This is a genomic window from Neobacillus kokaensis (genome assembly GCF_014656545.1).
GTDB classification, from domain to species: Bacteria; Bacillota; Bacilli; order Bacillales; family Cytobacillaceae; genus Neobacillus; species Neobacillus kokaensis.
The window spans coordinates 299,379-315,940 of sequence record NZ_BNDS01000003.1 but is presented as its reverse complement, the minus strand read 5'-3'; the positions used below and the strand labels follow the sequence as shown (position 1 = coordinate 315,940).

Annotated in this window: 22 protein-coding genes; 4 read left to right on the top strand and 18 right to left on the bottom strand. The window is 39.1% G+C overall.

The genetic code is table 11. From position 1 onward, the window contains the following. Positions 1–51: 51 nt before the first annotated feature. A complete protein-coding gene (locus IE222_RS06065; RefSeq protein WP_191270729.1) occupies positions 52–276 on the top strand; it encodes a helix-turn-helix transcriptional regulator in 225 nt (74 codons plus the stop codon). A gap of 143 nt (positions 277–419) precedes the next feature. Here IE222_RS06065 and IE222_RS06060 read toward each other — a convergent pair whose 3' ends face one another. The 8 genes from IE222_RS06060 to IE222_RS06025 form a co-directional block, all read right to left on the bottom strand. Beyond that, complete coding sequence (locus tag IE222_RS06060; protein ID WP_191270727.1) at positions 420–683, bottom strand: DUF1871 family protein; 264 nt, start codon at positions 681–683, stop codon at positions 420–422. A gap of 116 nt (positions 684–799) precedes the next feature. Further along, positions 800–1,177 (bottom strand): PH domain-containing protein, encoded by a 378-nt coding sequence (locus IE222_RS06055; protein ID WP_191270725.1) that lies wholly within the window; start codon positions 1,175–1,177, stop codon positions 800–802. A gap of 88 nt (positions 1,178–1,265) precedes the next feature. Beyond that, a complete protein-coding gene (gnd, locus tag IE222_RS06050) occupies positions 1,266–2,678 on the bottom strand; it encodes an NADP-dependent phosphogluconate dehydrogenase (RefSeq protein WP_191270723.1) in 1,413 nt (470 codons plus the stop codon). An 83-nt stretch (positions 2,679–2,761) separates the two neighbouring features. After that, entirely contained in the window at positions 2,762–3,976 is a 1,215-nt protein-coding gene (locus IE222_RS06045) for an alanyl-tRNA editing protein (RefSeq protein WP_191270721.1), read from the bottom strand. 132 nt (positions 3,977–4,108) lie between these two features. Further along, complete coding sequence (locus IE222_RS06040) at positions 4,109–4,396, bottom strand: hypothetical protein (protein ID WP_191270719.1); 288 nt, start codon at positions 4,394–4,396, stop codon at positions 4,109–4,111. 181 nt (positions 4,397–4,577) lie between these two features. Next, entirely contained in the window at positions 4,578–5,126 is a 549-nt protein-coding gene (locus tag IE222_RS06035; protein ID WP_370465012.1) for a superoxide dismutase family protein, read from the bottom strand. A 109-nt stretch (positions 5,127–5,235) separates the two neighbouring features. Continuing rightward, positions 5,236–5,445, bottom strand: coding sequence for a hypothetical protein (locus tag IE222_RS06030; protein ID WP_191270717.1), 210 nt, complete (start codon positions 5,443–5,445; stop codon positions 5,236–5,238). Between the two features lie 83 nt (positions 5,446–5,528). After that, positions 5,529–6,065, bottom strand: coding sequence for a peptidylprolyl isomerase (locus tag IE222_RS06025; protein WP_370465014.1), 537 nt, complete (start codon positions 6,063–6,065; stop codon positions 5,529–5,531). Positions 6,066–6,370: 305 nt separating this feature from the next. Between IE222_RS06025 and kapB the strand changes: the two genes are divergently transcribed. Continuing rightward, positions 6,371–6,754 (top strand): kinase-associated lipoprotein KapB, encoded by a 384-nt coding sequence (gene kapB, locus IE222_RS06020; protein WP_191270714.1) that lies wholly within the window; start codon positions 6,371–6,373, stop codon positions 6,752–6,754. A 37-nt stretch (positions 6,755–6,791) separates the two neighbouring features. On the opposite strand, the gene kapD is transcribed toward kapB, so the two are convergent. The 8 genes from kapD to IE222_RS05980 all read right to left on the bottom strand — a co-directional run bounded on the left by kapD (position 6,792) and on the right by IE222_RS05980 (position 12,974). Then, positions 6,792–7,415, bottom strand: coding sequence for a 3'-5' exonuclease KapD (gene kapD, locus IE222_RS06015; protein WP_191270712.1), 624 nt, complete (start codon positions 7,413–7,415; stop codon positions 6,792–6,794). A gap of 179 nt (positions 7,416–7,594) precedes the next feature. Next, on the bottom strand, positions 7,595–7,978 hold the full coding sequence (locus IE222_RS06010) for a hotdog fold thioesterase (protein ID WP_191270711.1): 384 nt from the start codon (positions 7,976–7,978) through the stop codon (positions 7,595–7,597). 108 nt (positions 7,979–8,086) lie between these two features. Next, a complete protein-coding gene (locus IE222_RS06005; protein WP_191270709.1) occupies positions 8,087–8,323 on the bottom strand; it encodes a hypothetical protein in 237 nt (78 codons plus the stop codon). 205 nt (positions 8,324–8,528) lie between these two features. Then, positions 8,529–10,037: a leucyl aminopeptidase gene (locus tag IE222_RS06000; RefSeq protein ID WP_191270708.1), complete on the bottom strand. Its 1,509-nt coding sequence runs from the start codon at positions 10,035–10,037 to the stop codon at positions 8,529–8,531. Positions 10,038–10,088: 51 nt separating this feature from the next. After that, on the bottom strand, positions 10,089–10,469 hold the full coding sequence (locus tag IE222_RS05995; RefSeq protein ID WP_191270706.1) for a DUF309 domain-containing protein: 381 nt from the start codon (positions 10,467–10,469) through the stop codon (positions 10,089–10,091). Positions 10,470–10,555: 86 nt separating this feature from the next. Then, positions 10,556–11,161, bottom strand: coding sequence for a stationary phase survival protein SpsC (spsC, locus tag IE222_RS05990; RefSeq protein WP_191270704.1), 606 nt, complete (start codon positions 11,159–11,161; stop codon positions 10,556–10,558). Between the two features lie 114 nt (positions 11,162–11,275). Further along, positions 11,276–11,599 carry a YuiB family protein gene (locus IE222_RS05985; protein ID WP_191270883.1) on the bottom strand — a complete coding sequence of 108 codons (324 nt, stop codon included), beginning with the start codon at positions 11,597–11,599 and terminating at the stop codon, positions 11,276–11,278. Positions 11,600–11,747: 148 nt separating this feature from the next. After that, entirely contained in the window at positions 11,748–12,974 is a 1,227-nt protein-coding gene (locus IE222_RS05980; protein ID WP_191270702.1) for an NAD(P)/FAD-dependent oxidoreductase, read from the bottom strand. Between the two features lie 410 nt (positions 12,975–13,384). Between IE222_RS05980 and IE222_RS05975 the strand changes: the two genes are divergently transcribed. Continuing rightward, positions 13,385–14,383, top strand: coding sequence for an NAD(P)/FAD-dependent oxidoreductase (locus tag IE222_RS05975; protein ID WP_191270700.1), 999 nt, complete (start codon positions 13,385–13,387; stop codon positions 14,381–14,383). Between the two features lie 49 nt (positions 14,384–14,432). On the opposite strand, the gene IE222_RS05970 is transcribed toward IE222_RS05975, so the two are convergent. Both IE222_RS05970 and IE222_RS05965 read right to left on the bottom strand, forming a co-directional pair. Then, positions 14,433–14,798: a HesB/IscA family protein gene (locus IE222_RS05970; protein ID WP_191270698.1), complete on the bottom strand. Its 366-nt coding sequence runs from the start codon at positions 14,796–14,798 to the stop codon at positions 14,433–14,435. 133 nt (positions 14,799–14,931) lie between these two features. After that, the gene (locus IE222_RS05965; protein ID WP_191270696.1) at positions 14,932–15,171 is read right to left on the bottom strand and encodes a YuzB family protein; all 240 of its coding nucleotides are present in this window, start codon (positions 15,169–15,171) and stop codon (positions 14,932–14,934) included. Between the two features lie 255 nt (positions 15,172–15,426). Between IE222_RS05965 and IE222_RS05960 the strand changes: the two genes are divergently transcribed. Then, the gene (locus IE222_RS05960) at positions 15,427–16,494 is read left to right on the top strand and encodes an NAD(P)/FAD-dependent oxidoreductase (RefSeq protein WP_191270694.1); all 1,068 of its coding nucleotides are present in this window, start codon (positions 15,427–15,429) and stop codon (positions 16,492–16,494) included. Positions 16,495–16,562: the final 68 nt, after the last annotated feature.

Here is a 16,562-nt window from a genome sequence, read left to right as displayed (position 1 = left end):
ATCATGATAAACTTATAATGAGAAATATTATTTCAATGAGAGGTGAACAGTATGAATACAATTGGTAAAACAATCAAAATGGCTCGTGAAATGCGGAAAATGACACAAGAGGAATTAGCTCAGAAGGTTAGAGTAGGTACGCAAACAATTGAAAATTATGAGACTGGAGAACAAATTCCTAGTACGCAAACGATTTTAAAGTTGTCTACTGTTCTTGATATCGCAGCATCCGATCTTCTAGATAAGCTAAAAAACAACGAAACAGCAAAATATTAATTGAAAAAGCGGCCAATTTAACCGCTTTTTTCTTTTTTTATGTATATGACAGGGTAAATTTGGCCAATATGATGACATAAGCTTTCTAGTATTCCCCCCTTTTTTAGTGGACAACCTATTGGTTTGTCCACTTTTTTTGGAAATTAAAGAGAGCAGGAAGCTTGATTCTTTACTTTTAATAATGCGACTGCTATTTCCAGACAGCTTTCCAGCGGGATTATCTTTTCGAAAGAAAACTCATAAACACTTTGAATTTTCTTGGCCAAGTTTAATGGGTGGTCATACATATGAACAGCCTGAATCACATCGGCAATTTCTGTTTCGTAACTTTCATTCTTCAATTGAAATGGGTTCCATTCTGTTAATAAATCATAAAACTTTAAGTTTGTGTGTACTTCTTTTCTCATTTTCGTAACCTCTATTATTACATTTTAAAAAAAAGCATTTAATTAATAAAATGGGCTGACCCCACTATTTTTTTCATAAATATCGTTTGATTGTGAGGTCAAACCCTTAAAGATTATTATTTCAGAACATATTCTGCCAACACGCTTTGCAGCTCATAAATATTTAGGTTTTTGTTAAATTGTTTTTGCAGCGGCTGTGCATTGCCAGATATCCAAATTTTCAATTCAGCATCCAAATCAAAACTTCCTGCTGTTTCAATACTGAAATGGGTAATACTTTTATACGGTATCGAATGGTACTCCACCTTTTTACCGGTTACACCCTGCTTATCTACTAAAATCAAGCGTTTATTCGTAAAGATAAATAAATCTCGAATCAGTTTATAACCCCGTTCAATTCTTTCGCTTGGAGCTAAAATTTTAGCAAAATCCTTTTGAATTTCTGTTACATTTACTTCTGAAGCATTTCCCATCAATCCATCCAAAAAACCCACGTTAGCACCCCCTACATTATTACTCAATTATACAGTAGTACCCATTCAATAAAAAGCCAGACGGGAAATCACGTCTGGAATCTAGCTGTTATTTTTCCAGCCAATCTGTATGGAAGATTCCTTGTTTGTCGGTGCGCTCGTAGGTGTGTGCACCAAAATAATCCCGCTGTGCTTGGAGCAGATTAGCAGGAAGAACCTCAGTACGATAGCTGTCATAATACGCAAGAGCACTTGAAATACTTGGGACAGGAATTCCCGCCTTGACCGCAATAGCCACTACTTCACGAGCCGCATCCTGGTAATCCGCTGTAATTGATTGAAAATACGAATCCAGCAGCAGATTATCTAAATCAGGATAGCGGTTATAGGCTTCCGTTATATTATTCAAAAATGCTGCTCTGATAATACAGCCGCCGCGGAAAATTTTCGCAATTTCTCCGAGCTTTAAATCCCAGCCATATTCGCCAGAAGCGATTTTATATTGTGAAAAACCTTGAGCATAGGAAATAATTTTACTAAAATAAAGCGTTTTTCGGACTAGCTCGATAAATTCAGTTTTATTCCCAATAAATTTACTCTTAGACGGTCCCTTTAATACCTTGCTCGCCTTCACGCGCTCCTCTTTCATCGCTGACAAAAAGCGTGAGAAAACGGATTCGGTAATCATGGTTAATGGAACTCCAATATCAAGGGCATTTTGGCTGGTCCATTTTCCAGTTCCTTTTTGCCCTGCACGGTCAAGAATCACATCTACTAATGGCTTTCCGGTCTCCTCATCTATTTTGGTAAAAATATCAGCGGTAATTTCAATTAAATAGCTATTGAGTTCCCCTTGATTCCATTCCTTAAAGACATCATGAAGTTCCTTAGCGGATAATCCCAGCATCGACTTCATTAAATGGTAAGCTTCACAAATTAGCTGTATGTCCCCGTATTCAATTCCGTTATGTACCATTTTCACATAATGGCCTGCTCCATTTGGTCCAATATATGTACAGCACGGCTCACCTGCTACCTTCGCTGAAATGGCTGTTAAAAGCGGTTCAACTGCCTCATACGCCTCTTTTTGCCCGCTTGGCATAATTGCCGGACCTTTAAGGGCACCTTCTTCTCCTCCGGATACACCTGCTCCGATGAAAAGAATACCCTGTTCTGCCAGCTCTTTATTTCTACGGATAGTATCTTGATAAAAAGTATTTCCCCCATCGATGAGAATATCGCCTTGTTCTAAAAAGGGGAGCAGCGATGCAATAGCTTTGTCAGTAATCACTCCCGCGTTTACCATTAATAAAATTTTTCTTGGTTTCTCGAGCGATTGAATGAAGGTTTCAATATTTGCGGTACCCACTATATTTTTACCGACATTTTGTTCTAGAATTTCATTTACCTTTTCTTCTGAAAGGTCATATATGGAAACTGAAAATCCCTTGTTTTCAAAATTTAATGCAAGGCTTTTCCCCATAACCCCAACACCAACCACACCAATTTGTTGTTTATTCATCTGATACATCCTCTCTGGTGTTAAATCTTTAATATTATTATTTACCTTATAAAGGTGTTCATCCTGCAAATTGCTTAGCTTTTTCAAGACTTATGTAAAGGATCTTTTCTTAGCAGAGTAAACAGGTGTTCAATGACTTGCTCACCAGATATACGCAATTCTCCGCCGCCCTGTGCAAATGAAGCATTCCCTCCGCCTTTACCATTTATCAAGGATAAGGCATTGCTAATAAGGTCTTTCATATTCTCCGTTCGTTCGCTTCCTCTCGCACAAACTAACTGAAGCCGATTTTCATTTTCAGCCGCAACCAATACTAAAGCATGGTCATCCGCCATCACAATGGAGCGGGCCAACTTTTGCAGTTCCTGTATCGATCGGTTGTAGAAGACTTTGCTAATCATTCGGTCCGTCTTTACACAATTTGTTAACAGTTCCTTTGCTTCATGTTGCAGGAGTTGGTCACGGGATGACTCCAATGACTTCTCCAGCGATTTGCCGTTTTCTAATAGACGGGTAACTGCCTGCACCATGTCAGTTTCCGGTGCATTAAGAAGCTTTGTTAAAGCGAGTAATACTTTTTGTTTTTGCCCTAATTGTTCGATCACCCGATTGCCGCAAACAAATTGAAGCCGGACATTCTTCTTTTGTTTCTCCCAAGCCAATATTTTTATGGCACATACTTCTCCAGTTGCTTGTGGATGTGTCCCGCCGCAGCCGTTATAATCAAAATCAGGGATAATAACCAAGCGGATATTTTCCTTTACCTTCGTCTCTTTTCTCAGCGGATAGTCGGACAGCTCTTCTTCCGTTACCCATTTTACCTCAATAGGCCTGTTTTCAATAATAATTTGATTTGCCAGTTCCTCTGCTTTTGCCGCCTCTTCATCTGTTAATGTTTCTGTCGCCAAATCAATCGTAACCACATCATTTCCTAAATGAAAACCAACTGTTTTATAATCAAATAATTGCTCAAACGCTGCTGATAAAATATGCTGTCCTGTGTGCTGCTGCATATGATCGAAGCGGCTTTCCCAATTAATCCTACACTCTATTTCAGCTTCAATATCCGCCAGTGGTTCCTCAATGTAATGACGAATTTCTCCATCTATTGCTTCCACATTTATTACATTATGTCTGCCGATTTTTCCAGTATCGAAAGGCTGCCCACCGCCAGTTGGATAAAAGGCGGTTTGGGTTAAAACGACATACCAGCCTCCTTGCTCATCTTTTGCTTGTTTCGATACGGCTGCTGTAAATTCTCTTATGTATGGGTCTATATAAAATAATTTATTGTTCATCACAAGTTCTCCTATCTGGATAAATACTAAACTTATTGTTAATAAAAAATGGGAATAAATCAAGTTTTGAGCATGGAAAAAACCTGTTCACATAGTAACAGGTTTTTCTTCCTCACAAAGGATAGATTTAGATTATTTCTTATTCTTGCTTCGTTGGCCAACGTTTTGAGGCATCATTTGCGGCTGATATCCTTGTGGAAATCCACCCATCATTTGCGGATAGCCATGGTAGCCCCCCATGTGTGGATACTGCTGGTAGCCGCCAGCTGTTTGCGGATAATGTGGAAAACCTCCCATTTGCTGCGGAAATCCGCTCATTGGATAACCATGGTACCCCCCCATGTGTGGATAGCCCATTTGTGGATAACCCATTTGGGGAAGAAATTGTCCTGGGTAACCGCCATATTGTCTTTTTTCCATGTAAACCCCTCCTATTCAATCTCATGGTAGTGTATGTACAAATTTTCGGATAAGCTTAGGTTCCTACCTAAAAAAAGAAAAAAGGGCACTTCACAACGGAAGAACCCTTATATTTAAAACATTCGCTTTTTCAGTGTATTGCTCTAGTTAGTTTAGTTCGCTGACAGGCGCTTTCACTTTTCTAATCATTCTGCGCTTCCTTTTGACCTGGTTTCTTTTTATCGTTGGAGATTTCCCCACAAGCAATCCGCTTTCCGGAATCTCCTGCCGGTTGAGTCATACCGTCATCCTTCCCTTGATGAATGACAATTGACGTTCCTACTTTCGTGAATAACGATTTTTTACCATCTTTTAATGATACATTTGGTGCCATCAATTCAGCATTTACAGACCCATCGTCCTCAACAATCAAGTTTGGCAAATCACCAGCATGCGCACCTTTTGGATGAAGGAGACCATGTTCCTTGTTTTCCGGATTAAAGTGATCACCCGCCGATTTAAAATCCGGTGCCTTACATTTTCCTTTGTCATGAATATGTATCGCATGTTCACCAGGAGGCAGCCCCTTTAAATTTACAGCCATTTTCACACCACTTGATTGCTCCTGCAGCTTAATCGTTCCAAGCGAGTCCCCGGCTGCATTATACATGTTTACATTTGCTTTCGTAATCTCCTTTTCCATGCAGCCTGACAAAAGCAGAAGTGGAATAATACCCCATATTTTTTTCAAAAGTACAACCCCCAAAATCGACAATTTGTCATTAGTATAGGCAAAATCCTGTTCACTTAAACGATATTTAATATTGGAAGAAAGCAAAAAAAATAAGAACAGCAGAAAGTTAGCTGTTCTTATCAGACGCCTTGTTATTTAAAATTTGCTCTTCTAATTTCTTCGCTTTCTCAGCTTCCTTTTTAGAATGTTTTAAAATTATTCTCATGGTAATAAAGGCACCAATTAAAAAAATTACGAAACTAATGGAAGCTGGGATATATTCTGATTTATCTTCAGGAAAATATAAAAACAATGACAACACTAATGGATGAAACATCTTTTTACTTCCTTTCCTTTAAAGGACCTATTCAGAGATTAATTATATCAGTAAAAAGTATTTCATTCCAAGAAACAAACCAGTTATTTTAATACTTTTATTTTTTGAATGACAACATCCTTTTTCGGCTTGTCCTTATCATCCACTGGCGTATCTGCAATCTTATCAACAATATCCATTCCTTCAATTACTTGTCCAAAAACAGTATGACGATGGTCAAGCCAAGGCGTGCCTCCATTTTTATCATATGCCTCAATCATTTCCTGTGTATAACCCGCTTTTTCCATCTGTTCCTTCATAGAAGGATCAAGTCTGCTGCTTTGCACAATAAAGAACTGACTTCCATTCGTGTTGGCACCAGAATTCGCCATCGATAAGGCACCTCTAATATTAAACAGATTTGGCGTAAACTCATCCTTAAACGGAGTTCCCCAAATACTCGTACCGCCGGTTCCATTACCATTAGGGTCCCCGCCTTGAATCATAAAATCTTTGATCACTCGGTGAAAAATCAATCCATTATAATAGCCTTCCTCACTATGCTTTACAAAGTTTTCCACCGTTTTTGGAGCGTACTCAGGAAATAACTTAATTTTAATATTGCCCATTGATGTTTCCATTTCGACCAGTCTTTCTTTTTCAGCTACATCATTTGACAGCTGAGGATAAACAGAATTTGCCACTTTTTGCTCTCCTTCCTTTTGTTCAGTTTTGGGTGCAGGACTTTTATCCTTTTCCGATTTTGTTTGATTGCTTGTCCCGCATGCTGCCAGTACAGCAATAACGACTAAAAGAGTGAATAGATTTAAAAAGCTCTTCCTCATTTATCTTTCCTCCAATTTTCACTTTATTACACTATGTTTTTCATTTTAACGTTTTCATATTAAAATGGAAGTAATAAACTATTTATTTGGGAGTGTTTTTGATGGAGGGATTACAAATTGGTTCAATTGTCACAGGAATTTATAAGACAGGAAAATATATTGGAGAAATCACGGATGTTCGCCCGCAGCATTATTTGGTCAGAGTGCTTGCCGTATTAAAACATCCGATGCAGGGGGATTTGCATAGTCCGAAAGATGTTGATGTGTTAATTTTCCATGAGCGTCGCGCGCTTGCATTTAGAGAACAGACTAATATACCTAAACAAATGGTTAAACCTTTTGAAGGGGAAGTCCCTAACTATTTGGATTCATTAAAAGAAGCGGTGAATAAAGCAAAACTGGAACTAGAGGGGAATTTTTCGGAATGGTCTGAGAAGAGTCTGCAAATGTTTCGATCCTTAGAAAAAGATTATTTTAAAGCCTAATTAGTAATGGCCAAATCGGATTAATTGATTTGGCCATTTAAGCAAATTCATTTAATAATTTTGAAAAGTCAACCCGATCCCCAATCGTCGTTGGTTTCGGTTTTTCTAAATAACGTTTATCCTTTTCAACGAGCTTGAATATATTGTAGGTAGTCAATGCATCATCAAGTGCTCGGTGATGCCTGCCTGTCCCTTCCTTGCCATATTCTTGAACCGCTTTCCAAAGACCTGTTTGGTTTTGGTCGCCAAAGAAACGCTTATATTCCATAGAAAGGTCCAATTCAGCAGCCTGGAACGGAAACTTAACCCCCGCCTTCAAGCAATTATGCCGCAGTACCTTCATATCCATATTTCCCCACGTAACAATTGTCGTTTCTAGATTACTTTTATTAAACTCCTCTAGCTTACGGATAAAATCATAAAATGATAACCCCGAGTCCACTTGCTGTTGTGTAATATGTAAGAATGACTTACAACGTTCGGATAATTTTGGGAATTTAAGAGGGGTCACATAAGAAGAGAATTGCTCAACAATCTGGTCATCTACCACGGCGACAATACCAACCTCAATAATTTCCGCAAAAAAATCTTTCACGCGAACATTCCGTTCCGGCATGGAAAATTCGAAATCAATAAACAAATACTGCCGCTTCGCTCTCATCAAATTCACCACCTTTCAAAAATAGATTCTTATTACATTATATTGAGAAACCTGTACAAAAAACTGTGCTTTTTTTCTATTTTTATATCTTTCATTATAACAGATTTTGCCGTAAATTTTTTAAATTTTTCTACAATAAAATGAAAAATGGATGGGGAGTTCCCCATCCAGATTTAAGATCATTTGTTCTTTTTAATAATGGCCATTGTACACCTAGATACGCATACCAGACGTTCTTGTTCATCGGAAATTTTGATGTCCCACACCATTGTTGTTTTGCCGCGATGCAGCACCGTTCCCACTGCAGTAACAACTCCATCGGCTTTCGGACGTACATGGTTGGCGTTTATTTCAAGTCCTGCTACTGCTTCTGTTTCTTTATCGACTAATTCGTAGGCACCTAGGCTCGCAACTGTTTCAGCCAAAGCAACAGACGCACCTCCGTGCAAAATGCCAAATGGCTGGCGGGTTCTCTCATCAACTGGCATTGTAGCAATAACCTTTCCCTCTCCTAAATGGGTTATCTCCATTCCTAACGTTGCAATTAAGGTGTTTTCTATCATTTTTCTTTCCTCCATCTTGTATGTAATCTTATTTACATGTATTCTTTTTTCCCTCACCATTTTCCTCTTTTAATATAAAAAAAACAGCCGCAGCTGTTTTTTCATCAATTAATAATATCCTGGATAACCTATGCCCGGATAGCCTATGCCTGGATAGCCTATGCCCGGATAGCCATAGCCGAATGGGGGGCGAAGCGCAGCGGAAGCCCCCCATGCGCCTCCGATCCCACCACCGATTAATCCGCCTAAAAAGCCAAGCCCGCCAACTGCCAATAATGGCCAGCCCCAAGGGCCAAAAAACCTTTGGTCAGCAACTGGATAGGAACTTCGATAATACGGGTACATGTAGGCCTTACCTCCTTTATATTTGCCTATACTATTTCATATGCAGAAAGGAGGCTTTTGGAGTGGGCGGGCTAATAGAAAAGCGGAAGCGCCTCGATCAGCCCCGACAAGCACAAGACAAGCCGGCCAGAAGGCTGCTTTTTAGCCTTCTTGACGGATTGACTTGTGATCTCGAGGGGCTAGGTGCTGGAGCTAGACAATTAGCTTATTTTTCAATCGGTTCAAATCGTTCTACGAACAATGCCAGTGTACGAACCATTACACCTGTAGCACCTGCAGGACCAAGGTTATAGGCTTTTGAGGAAGTAGCAGTTCCCGCAATATCTAAATGAACCCATGGGGTATTTTCAGCGAATTCACCAATAAAGGCGCCTGCTACGATCGCATGTCCTTCACTGCCTGGCGAGTTATTTAAATCAGCAACCTTGCTATTTCGTACCCGCTCCTTTTCAGATTCAAATAATGGCAATTGCCACATTTGTTCGCCAGCTTCCATCGATGCTTCTAATACTTGTTCATACAACGGCTCATAATTAGTCATCGCTCCGGTTGTGTGGAGTCCAAGTGCGGTAATCACACCGCCGGTTAAGGTTGCTACATCAACTAAGTACTCTGCGCCATGGTGCTTTGCATACGTAATGGCATCGGCCAATACTAAACGCCCTTCAGCATCCGTATTTAATACCTCAATCGTTTTACCACTCATCGAAGTAATAACATCATCTGGTTTAAAAGCTGCGCCGCTGATCATATTATCGGTTGACGGAATAACAGCGACAACATTCTGCTCCGGTTTGATTTCCCCAATGATTTCCATTGCCCCAAGAACTGCAGCTGCTCCGCCCATATCAGTTTTCATCCCGACAATACCAGCTTTTGTTTTAATCGAATAACCTCCAGTATCAAAAGTAATTCCTTTACCAACTAGGCCGATAACGTCCTTCCATTCTTCTTTTCCTTGATATTTAAGGACAATCATCTTTGGCGGCTCTGCGGAACCTTTATTAACTGCCAGGAAAGCTCCCATACCAAGCTTCTCAATATCTTCCTTCTCCAAAATTTCTACCTCAAAATCGTATTTGGCTCCAAGTTCCTCTGCATAGTTTGCCAGATCGGATGCAGTCAGCATATTACCCGGGGTATTGACCAGCGTCCTTGCAGAGTTGGTTCCTTTCCCAAATGCATAGCCTACAGACAATGATGCCAGAATGTCCTCTTCCTCCACTGCTTCACTATAAATGGTAAGCTTCTCAAGCTTTCGCTCCGGTTCATTAGATTTTTGCCTATAGCCGCTAAATTGATAGGAGGCTAGTGCGAATGCTTCACTTAGCGCATGGGCTGCATCTAAGCCCTCGATTTCTTCTGCGACAAAGGAATCTAAATAAACAGCAGCCTCCTCTAATTTACTTCCTTTCACTTCTTTAAAAAGCTTGCCGAATGCCTCTCGCAGCTTATCAAAAGATAAATCTTTTTCCTTCCCAAGACCGACAAACCAGATTCGTTTTGCAGCGATTTTTCCTAAACTATGTACTTTACTGATACTTTTTACTTTAGCTGAAATATCCCCGGATTTCACCAACTCTGTTAATTGCCCATTAAAACTCTGATCCAGTTTTGCCAACAGACCTGAAAACTTTTCCGGTTTATCAAACAGTCCGACTACCAATCCGTTATGTTCAGCGTCTAAGTCCAACTCTTTTTTAACATAAAACATCCAGGTTCACCTCCATATTATTCGTGTCTAATTATAGCGAAAAAGCATCCTCTAATCATCTTCTAAATAAAGTACTAAACTTGGGAGCTTAGGCAGTTCGTCAATTCTTTCATATGGAATACTGTCAATATCTGTTGGGAAGGTCATCAAGGATTGCTCAATAAACGGATAGACCTTTTCTAAATCTAAGCCCCAATGTTTCGGTCGATAATCCTGCAAATAGTAATAGGCAGTCAGCATCATCATCCTCGCACCTTTTACATTTCCATATTCATAATGGTAGATCGCCACACTCATTTGCAATAGGCCCTTTAAAAACAAATTCTGCTTATCTGTCATCCACATTTCTTCAAGCAGGTCATGGCATGTATAGTAATCCCCTTCATTAAAACTAACAAAAAACTCATAATACTCGATTGGATAATCTTCCATCCAGACTCCCGCCCTTCCATAATGCTTATCTTTTATTTTAAGTAATAGCAAACAGCAACGCAAAAAACAGGCACCCTAGGCCTGTTTTATCTTTTCTCTGATTTAATATATGCTTGACGGAACACTTGCATGGTTTTATCCTCATTCAAGGCTTGCAGCTGCTTTTCAGTTAATTTGCCATCCCCTTTTTGAATGACATAAACTTCAACCTGTTTTTTTCCCCACAAGCGGTATACGTCCTCCACAGTTTCATAATAAAGGTCTAATTTATTTCCTTTAATTGCTCCCCCTTTATCGGCAACTACACCATAACCATACCCGGGTATGAATAGAATAGTTCCAATTGGGAAAACCGTTAAATCCGCGGCAATTGTAGAAAATAGGTCACGTTTTACTTTTACCCCCGAATAGGTAATCCCATATTCCGGATGGTCCTTGTATTTTCCTGTTGATTCAAATCCTGCTGTATAACCTGTTGCGGTAACAGTATGTTTAGGGTACTTGGACCAATCAAAAGCATCTTCCAAAGAAGGTGTTCCAGATACATTTTCACTTTTTGAAAGCGCGATTGTCAAACCTTTGATAAACATTTTAGCACTCACGCCTGATAGAGATTGAAAGGTTACAAATAATGCCATTATAAAAAGACAGGTCATCGAAAACCGCTTCGTCCACATTTTCATTTTATTCATTAAAATTTTCACTCCTCCCAAAATATTCATTCCCAAGATAGCAGGAAATATTCAAATAAGAGGTGTAAAAATGAAAAGGAATAAAAAAGACCTCTGCCAATGGCAAAAAGGTCCTTAAAACATTTGATATCCATTTTTTCGCAAAAGCTTGATGGTAATGCCTGAAGCAATTGCCCCAGCAAGTCCACTTAACAAAATGATGATGTCCGCTGTCGCTAAATTACTAAATTTAGTCCCCAATTCCTGAAAGGCAAATTTACTTTTTGTAAAATAATCAAGAAAACGTACTCTATCTATAATTAAAATAGCAACAATAGGATAAATAATCGCCATAACCCAAGTCATGCGCAAGATCATATTTAAGATAAAGCCAATGCCAAAAAATAAAACAAAAAATAATAATATCGATATCAACAAGACGACAATATTCATTGAAATCCCCCTTTATACATCAACCTTTAGTGTACTGAATGGATGAAAGTGAGTCAATAAAATAGTTAAACAGCAATTAAAATTAAAAGTGCTGGTAAAGACAAGAAAAAGGGACAGGATTTAGGACCTGTCCCTTCTGTTATTTCATTATTTCTCAAAAGAAATTTAATTTACCTTTTTTCATAACAAGTCCTGCGCCGCCAATCATGTAAAGAGCACGGTTATCAACTACTTTTTTCATGAATGCCGCTTTTGAACCAGTAATTTTCTTGCCGAAAACAACACCGATCGCATCATCTTCACCTAAAGAACAAACCGTCCCTTTGTTGTCGAACTTGAATGTTTCAAGCTGTGGCGTATTACGGATTAAGGCTGCAATATTACGGGCTGTTAATTCCCCCTGCTGCATAGCAATTTGAGCAGTTGGCGGATATGGACGATTGATTTCTTCATTGATAATTAATGAACTGTCACCAATAATAAATACATCATCAAAGCCAGGCACACGGAGATCCGGCTGTACTTTAACGCGGCCTCTCATAGCTTCAAAACCTGATTTTTCAATGATGGAATTTCCACGTACCCCAGCTGCCCATACTACAGTACCAGCTTTAATTGCCCATGGCTCTTCATCGCCTTTAGCCACCAAAATACCGTCTGGAGTTGCTTCTTTAATAGCTGTACCAATTAGGAATTCTACACCCTTACTTTGTAATTGGGAAACAGCATAATTTACTAATTCTGGATCAAAGCCAGGAAGAACCATTGGAGCTGCTTCCACGCAAGTTATTTTCACTTTCCCTTGATCAACATCGTATTCATGGCATAGTTCAGGAATACGGTTTGTTAATTCACCCAGGAATTCAATACCAGTGAAACCAGCGCCGCCAACTACAATGGATAGTCGAGTTTCGTCTTTCTCTTCTTCCATGTTATAAGTCGCAAATTGGTATTCAATATGCTCACGTAATTGACGTGAGGAATTGACACTCGTAATTCCAAACGCATACTCTTTTAAGCCTTTAATACCAAATGTTTCTGGTTCACCGCCAAGTGCAATGACAAGGTAGTCATATTCCACTTCGCCTTTTTCTAAAATGACTTTCTTTTCATCCTTCTTGATTTCAACAACTGTGTCCTGAACAAAATTAACTTTACTGCGGTCGATTACATTATTAATTTCATAGCGCACTTTATCATGATGAAGTGTACCAGCTGAAGCTTCGTGTAACCAGGTTGTTTCGTAATGGTAATCATTTTTGTTAACTAGAATAATATCCGCTTCATTAACCCCGATAAGCTTTTGCAAGCGTACAGTCGTTAACAATCCGCCGTAACCGGCACCAAGGATAACGATTTTTGGCTTTCTCAACTTAATCACTTCCACCCTTTTTTATTTATCTTCCACTGCAGCGTACATTTTTATTTTATAAAAACAAGAAAATGTATGTGATAAAATTCACGAACAAACATAAAGAAATAAACCGGTTTTCCGGACATTGGAAAGTCCACCGATTCATCTTTCTGTTAAAAAAAGGATTATCATCCTGTTTTTTCATAAAAATGTACTAAATTTGTCACAAAATCTTAACAATATTCTCTAATACATCTTATGCTACTTTCCACTTAATTTCAAGCAATTTAAACAAAATATTTACCTAAATTATAGGGAAAAATCAGCATTTTAATAAAAAATGCAAACTAATCGATTATTTCTCGGAAAGATGTTAGAATATTCTTTTTATGATATGATAGTGAGTGTATTGTAACTACTAATTGGGGGGATACATAATGCAGGAAGATCAAAAACTGTATGATATTACCATTATTGGTGGCGGCCCCGTCGGTTTATTTACTGCCTTCTACGGGGGGATGAGACAGGCATCTGTAAAAATAATTGAAAGCCTGCCTCAGCTTGGCGGACAATTATCTGCGCTGTACCCGGAAAAATATATTTATGATGTTGCTGGCTTTCCAAAGGTTCGTGCTCAGAAATTGATTGATAACCTTAAGGAACAGATGGCAAAATTCGAGCCCACTGTAGCACTCGAACAATCGGTTGAAAAGCTTGAAAAACAAAAAGATGGCACATTTAAATTGATCACAAATAAAGAAATACATTATACAAAAACAGTTATTATCACTGCTGGAAATGGTGCTTTCCAGCCGCGCCGTTTAGATCTTGAAAGCGCAGTACAATATGAACGAAAAAATCTTTATTATTTTATCAATGACCTTAAGTCTTTCGCAGGTCAAAAAATTATCGTATTTGGCGGTGGAGATTCTGCCGTTGACTGGGCATTAATGCTTGAGCCGATTGCTGAAAAAGTAACGATTGTCCACCGCCGCGATAAATTCCGCGCTCATGAACATAGTGTTGAAAACCTATTAAATTCAAAAGTGGATGTGAAAACGCCTTTTGTTCCTGCAGCTCTTATTGGTGATGAAAGCGGCATCAGGCAGGTAGTACTCGAAAGCGTTACAGATAAAAGCAAGGAAACGATTGATGTGGATGCAGTTATTTGTAACTATGGCTTCGTGTCTTCCCTCGGCCCAATCAAGGAATGGGGATTAGTAATCGAAAAGAACTCCATCATGGTCAACTCCAAAATGGAGACAAATATTCCTGGAATTTATGCTGCCGGTGATATTTGTACTTACGATGGTAAAGTAAAATTAATTGCTTCCGGCTTCGGTGAGGCCCCAACCGCTGTAAATAATGCAAAGTCATTCATGGATCCAAAAGCAAAAATACAGCCATTACACAGTTCTTCTATGTTTGATAATTAGAAAAGCGGAGGCGCCCAATTGGACGCCTTTTTTAGATTCTGTATTTTTACTAGCATTCTTCCGGTGTTCCCGTCGCTGTTGCCGTGCGGAATGATGAACCGCAGCCGCATGATGCGATGGCATTTGGATTGTCAATGGTAAAGCCGCCGCCCATCATCGATTGCTTAAAATCAATTTTTGTTCCTTGGAGAATGAGGGCACTTTCTTTATCCACTAAAATCTGGATTCCAAACTGTTCAAATTGATGATCATCCTCTTTAACTTCATGGTCAAACCCCATGCCATATGATAAACCGCTGCACCCGCCGCCTTTTACACTTACTCGTAGATAGGCGCCTTCTTCTTCATTATGCTTCATCATATCTTTTATTTGCAGTGACGCAGATTCCGTTAAGATAACAATGTCTTTACTCAAGAAAATTCCCCTCCTTTTAATTTAAGTCTTTCTTATAGTATAGCATCGTTTAGTAACTACTCAAAAAAATTGAACCTTATTAACAGTATATGAACGATATCGAAAAAGGAGAGCTTAAGAGCTCCCCATCTATTTAAAACATTGGATTCTCTTCCAAGTATTGATAAATATTATCGACTAAATCATCTGGTGTCTCTCCAGTTACAACTTCCCCATTGACGAGTGCATATAAATTTCTTGCACAAATTCCGCAATAACCGAGACAGCCATATTCAATAATATCTAAATTTGGATCCTTTTCTAATTTTTCCAGTGCTTTTTGTGAACCTTCTGCAAGATTGCTGACACAGAATTCTATGATCGGTTTAAACATACTTTCACCTCTCCACATCTACTTATCCTACTATTTTTCACAAGCATCGTCAATTACCATGTCCCTGGCATAGTTGTCAAGATAAATTGCTATAAGTGTTGTTATTTTGACACATCTTCGATATACTCATATTTGTGTGTTAATAGGGAGAGTACATATTACAATAATATCCCAAGATAACTTTCATATTGAAAAACGGCTATTTGAACAAAATAAATATAAAAATTTTTATTGCTTTTAAAAAGGGGAATTAAAATGAAAAATCTTGTTATACTTGGAGGCGGCTATGGAGGCATGAAGATTCTTAGTGAACTTCTGCCAAATAACTTGCCCGAGGACGTAAGAATCACATTAGTTGACCGTGTTCCGTATCATTGCTTAAAAACAGAATACTACGCTCTGGCAGCCGGTACAATCTCAGATAAAGAGGTGCGTGTTGACTTTCCTGAGCATCCACAACTAACTGTGAAATATGGTGAAGTTACTGGTATAAACCAAAAGGAGAAAAAAGTATTATTGAAAGATGCAGAACCAATAAGCTACGATGATTTAGTCATCGGATTAGGCTGTGAGGACAAATATCATAATGTGCCTGGTGCCGATCAATACACTTATAGTATTCAAAGCATTGGAAAATCCCGCAAAACATATTCTGCATTAAATAATTTAGGACCAGGTTCTGTTGTTGGAATTGTCGGAGCAGGCCTTAGCGGAGTGGAACTCGCCAGTGAGCTAAGTGAAAGCCGAAACGACTTAAACATTAAGTTATTTGATCGTGGGAAGCATATTCTTTCTGCGTTCCCAGACCGTTTAAGTAAATATGTGGAAAATTGGTTTACAAAGCATAATGTTGAAATAATTAATAATTCCAATATCACCAGAGTGGAAGAAAATACACTTTATAACAATGACGTACCAGTGAAATGCGATGTGATTGTCTGGACGGCTGGAATTCAAGCAAACAAGGTTGTTCGCGAGATGAATGCGGAAAAGGACCGTTCTGGAAGATTAGTCATTACTCCAAGACATCACTTGCCAAATGATGAACATATCTTTATTGTCGGGGATTGCGCGAGCCTTCCGCACGCTCCAAGCGCCCAGCTGGCGGAAGGACAAGGTGTGCAAATTGTTGAGGTATTACGAAAACGATGGAACGGGGAGGAACCGCCTTCCGAATTCCCGCCAATTAAACTAAAAGGTGTACTTGGTTCTCTTGGCAAGAAGCAAGGCTTCGGAATGATGGCAGACCACGCCATCACAGGCCGCGTCGCCCGCTTGTTAAAATCCGGTGTCCTTTGGTTGTACAAATTTCATAATGGATGATACAAAAAATCTATAACGGTGTCAGGCACCATGTGAAAATTTCACATGGTGCCTGACACCGTACCTCT

Bases quoted from the DNA above. Each gene is read 5' to 3' on its own strand.
- IE222_RS06065 (WP_191270729.1), top strand. From the start codon at position 52: ATGAATACAATTGGTAAAACAATCAAAATGGCTCGTGAAATGCGGAAA.
- IE222_RS06060 (WP_191270727.1), bottom strand. From the start codon at position 683: ATGAGAAAAGAAGTACACACAAACTTAAAGTTTTATGATTTATTAACA.
- gnd (WP_191270723.1), bottom strand. From the start codon at position 2,678: ATGAATAAACAACAAATTGGTGTGGTTGGTGTTGGGGTTATGGGGAAA.
- IE222_RS06045 (WP_191270721.1), bottom strand. From the start codon at position 3,976: ATGAACAATAAATTATTTTATATAGACCCATACATAAGAGAATTTACA.
- IE222_RS06040 (WP_191270719.1), bottom strand. From the start codon at position 4,396: ATGGAAAAAAGACAATATGGCGGTTACCCAGGACAATTTCTTCCCCAA.
- IE222_RS06030 (WP_191270717.1), bottom strand. From the start codon at position 5,445: ATGTTTCATCCATTAGTGTTGTCATTGTTTTTATATTTTCCTGAAGAT.
- IE222_RS06025 (WP_370465014.1), bottom strand. From the start codon at position 6,065: ATGGAAACATCAATGGGCAATATTAAAATTAAGTTATTTCCTGAGTAC.
- kapB (WP_191270714.1), top strand. From the start codon at position 6,371: ATGGAGGGATTACAAATTGGTTCAATTGTCACAGGAATTTATAAGACA.
- kapD (WP_191270712.1), bottom strand. From the start codon at position 7,415: ATGAGAGCGAAGCGGCAGTATTTGTTTATTGATTTCGAATTTTCCATG.
- IE222_RS06010 (WP_191270711.1), bottom strand. From the start codon at position 7,978: ATGATAGAAAACACCTTAATTGCAACGTTAGGAATGGAGATAACCCAT.
- IE222_RS06005 (WP_191270709.1), bottom strand. From the start codon at position 8,323: ATGTACCCGTATTATCGAAGTTCCTATCCAGTTGCTGACCAAAGGTTT.
- IE222_RS06000 (WP_191270708.1), bottom strand. From the start codon at position 10,037: ATGTTTTATGTTAAAAAAGAGTTGGACTTAGACGCTGAACATAACGGA.
- IE222_RS05995 (WP_191270706.1), bottom strand. From the start codon at position 10,469: ATGGAAGATTATCCAATCGAGTATTATGAGTTTTTTGTTAGTTTTAAT.
- spsC (WP_191270704.1), bottom strand. From the start codon at position 11,161: ATGAATAAAATGAAAATGTGGACGAAGCGGTTTTCGATGACCTGTCTT.
- IE222_RS05975 (WP_191270700.1), top strand. From the start codon at position 13,385: ATGCAGGAAGATCAAAAACTGTATGATATTACCATTATTGGTGGCGGC.
- IE222_RS05965 (WP_191270696.1), bottom strand. From the start codon at position 15,171: ATGTTTAAACCGATCATAGAATTCTGTGTCAGCAATCTTGCAGAAGGT.
- IE222_RS05960 (WP_191270694.1), top strand. From the start codon at position 15,427: ATGAAAAATCTTGTTATACTTGGAGGCGGCTATGGAGGCATGAAGATT.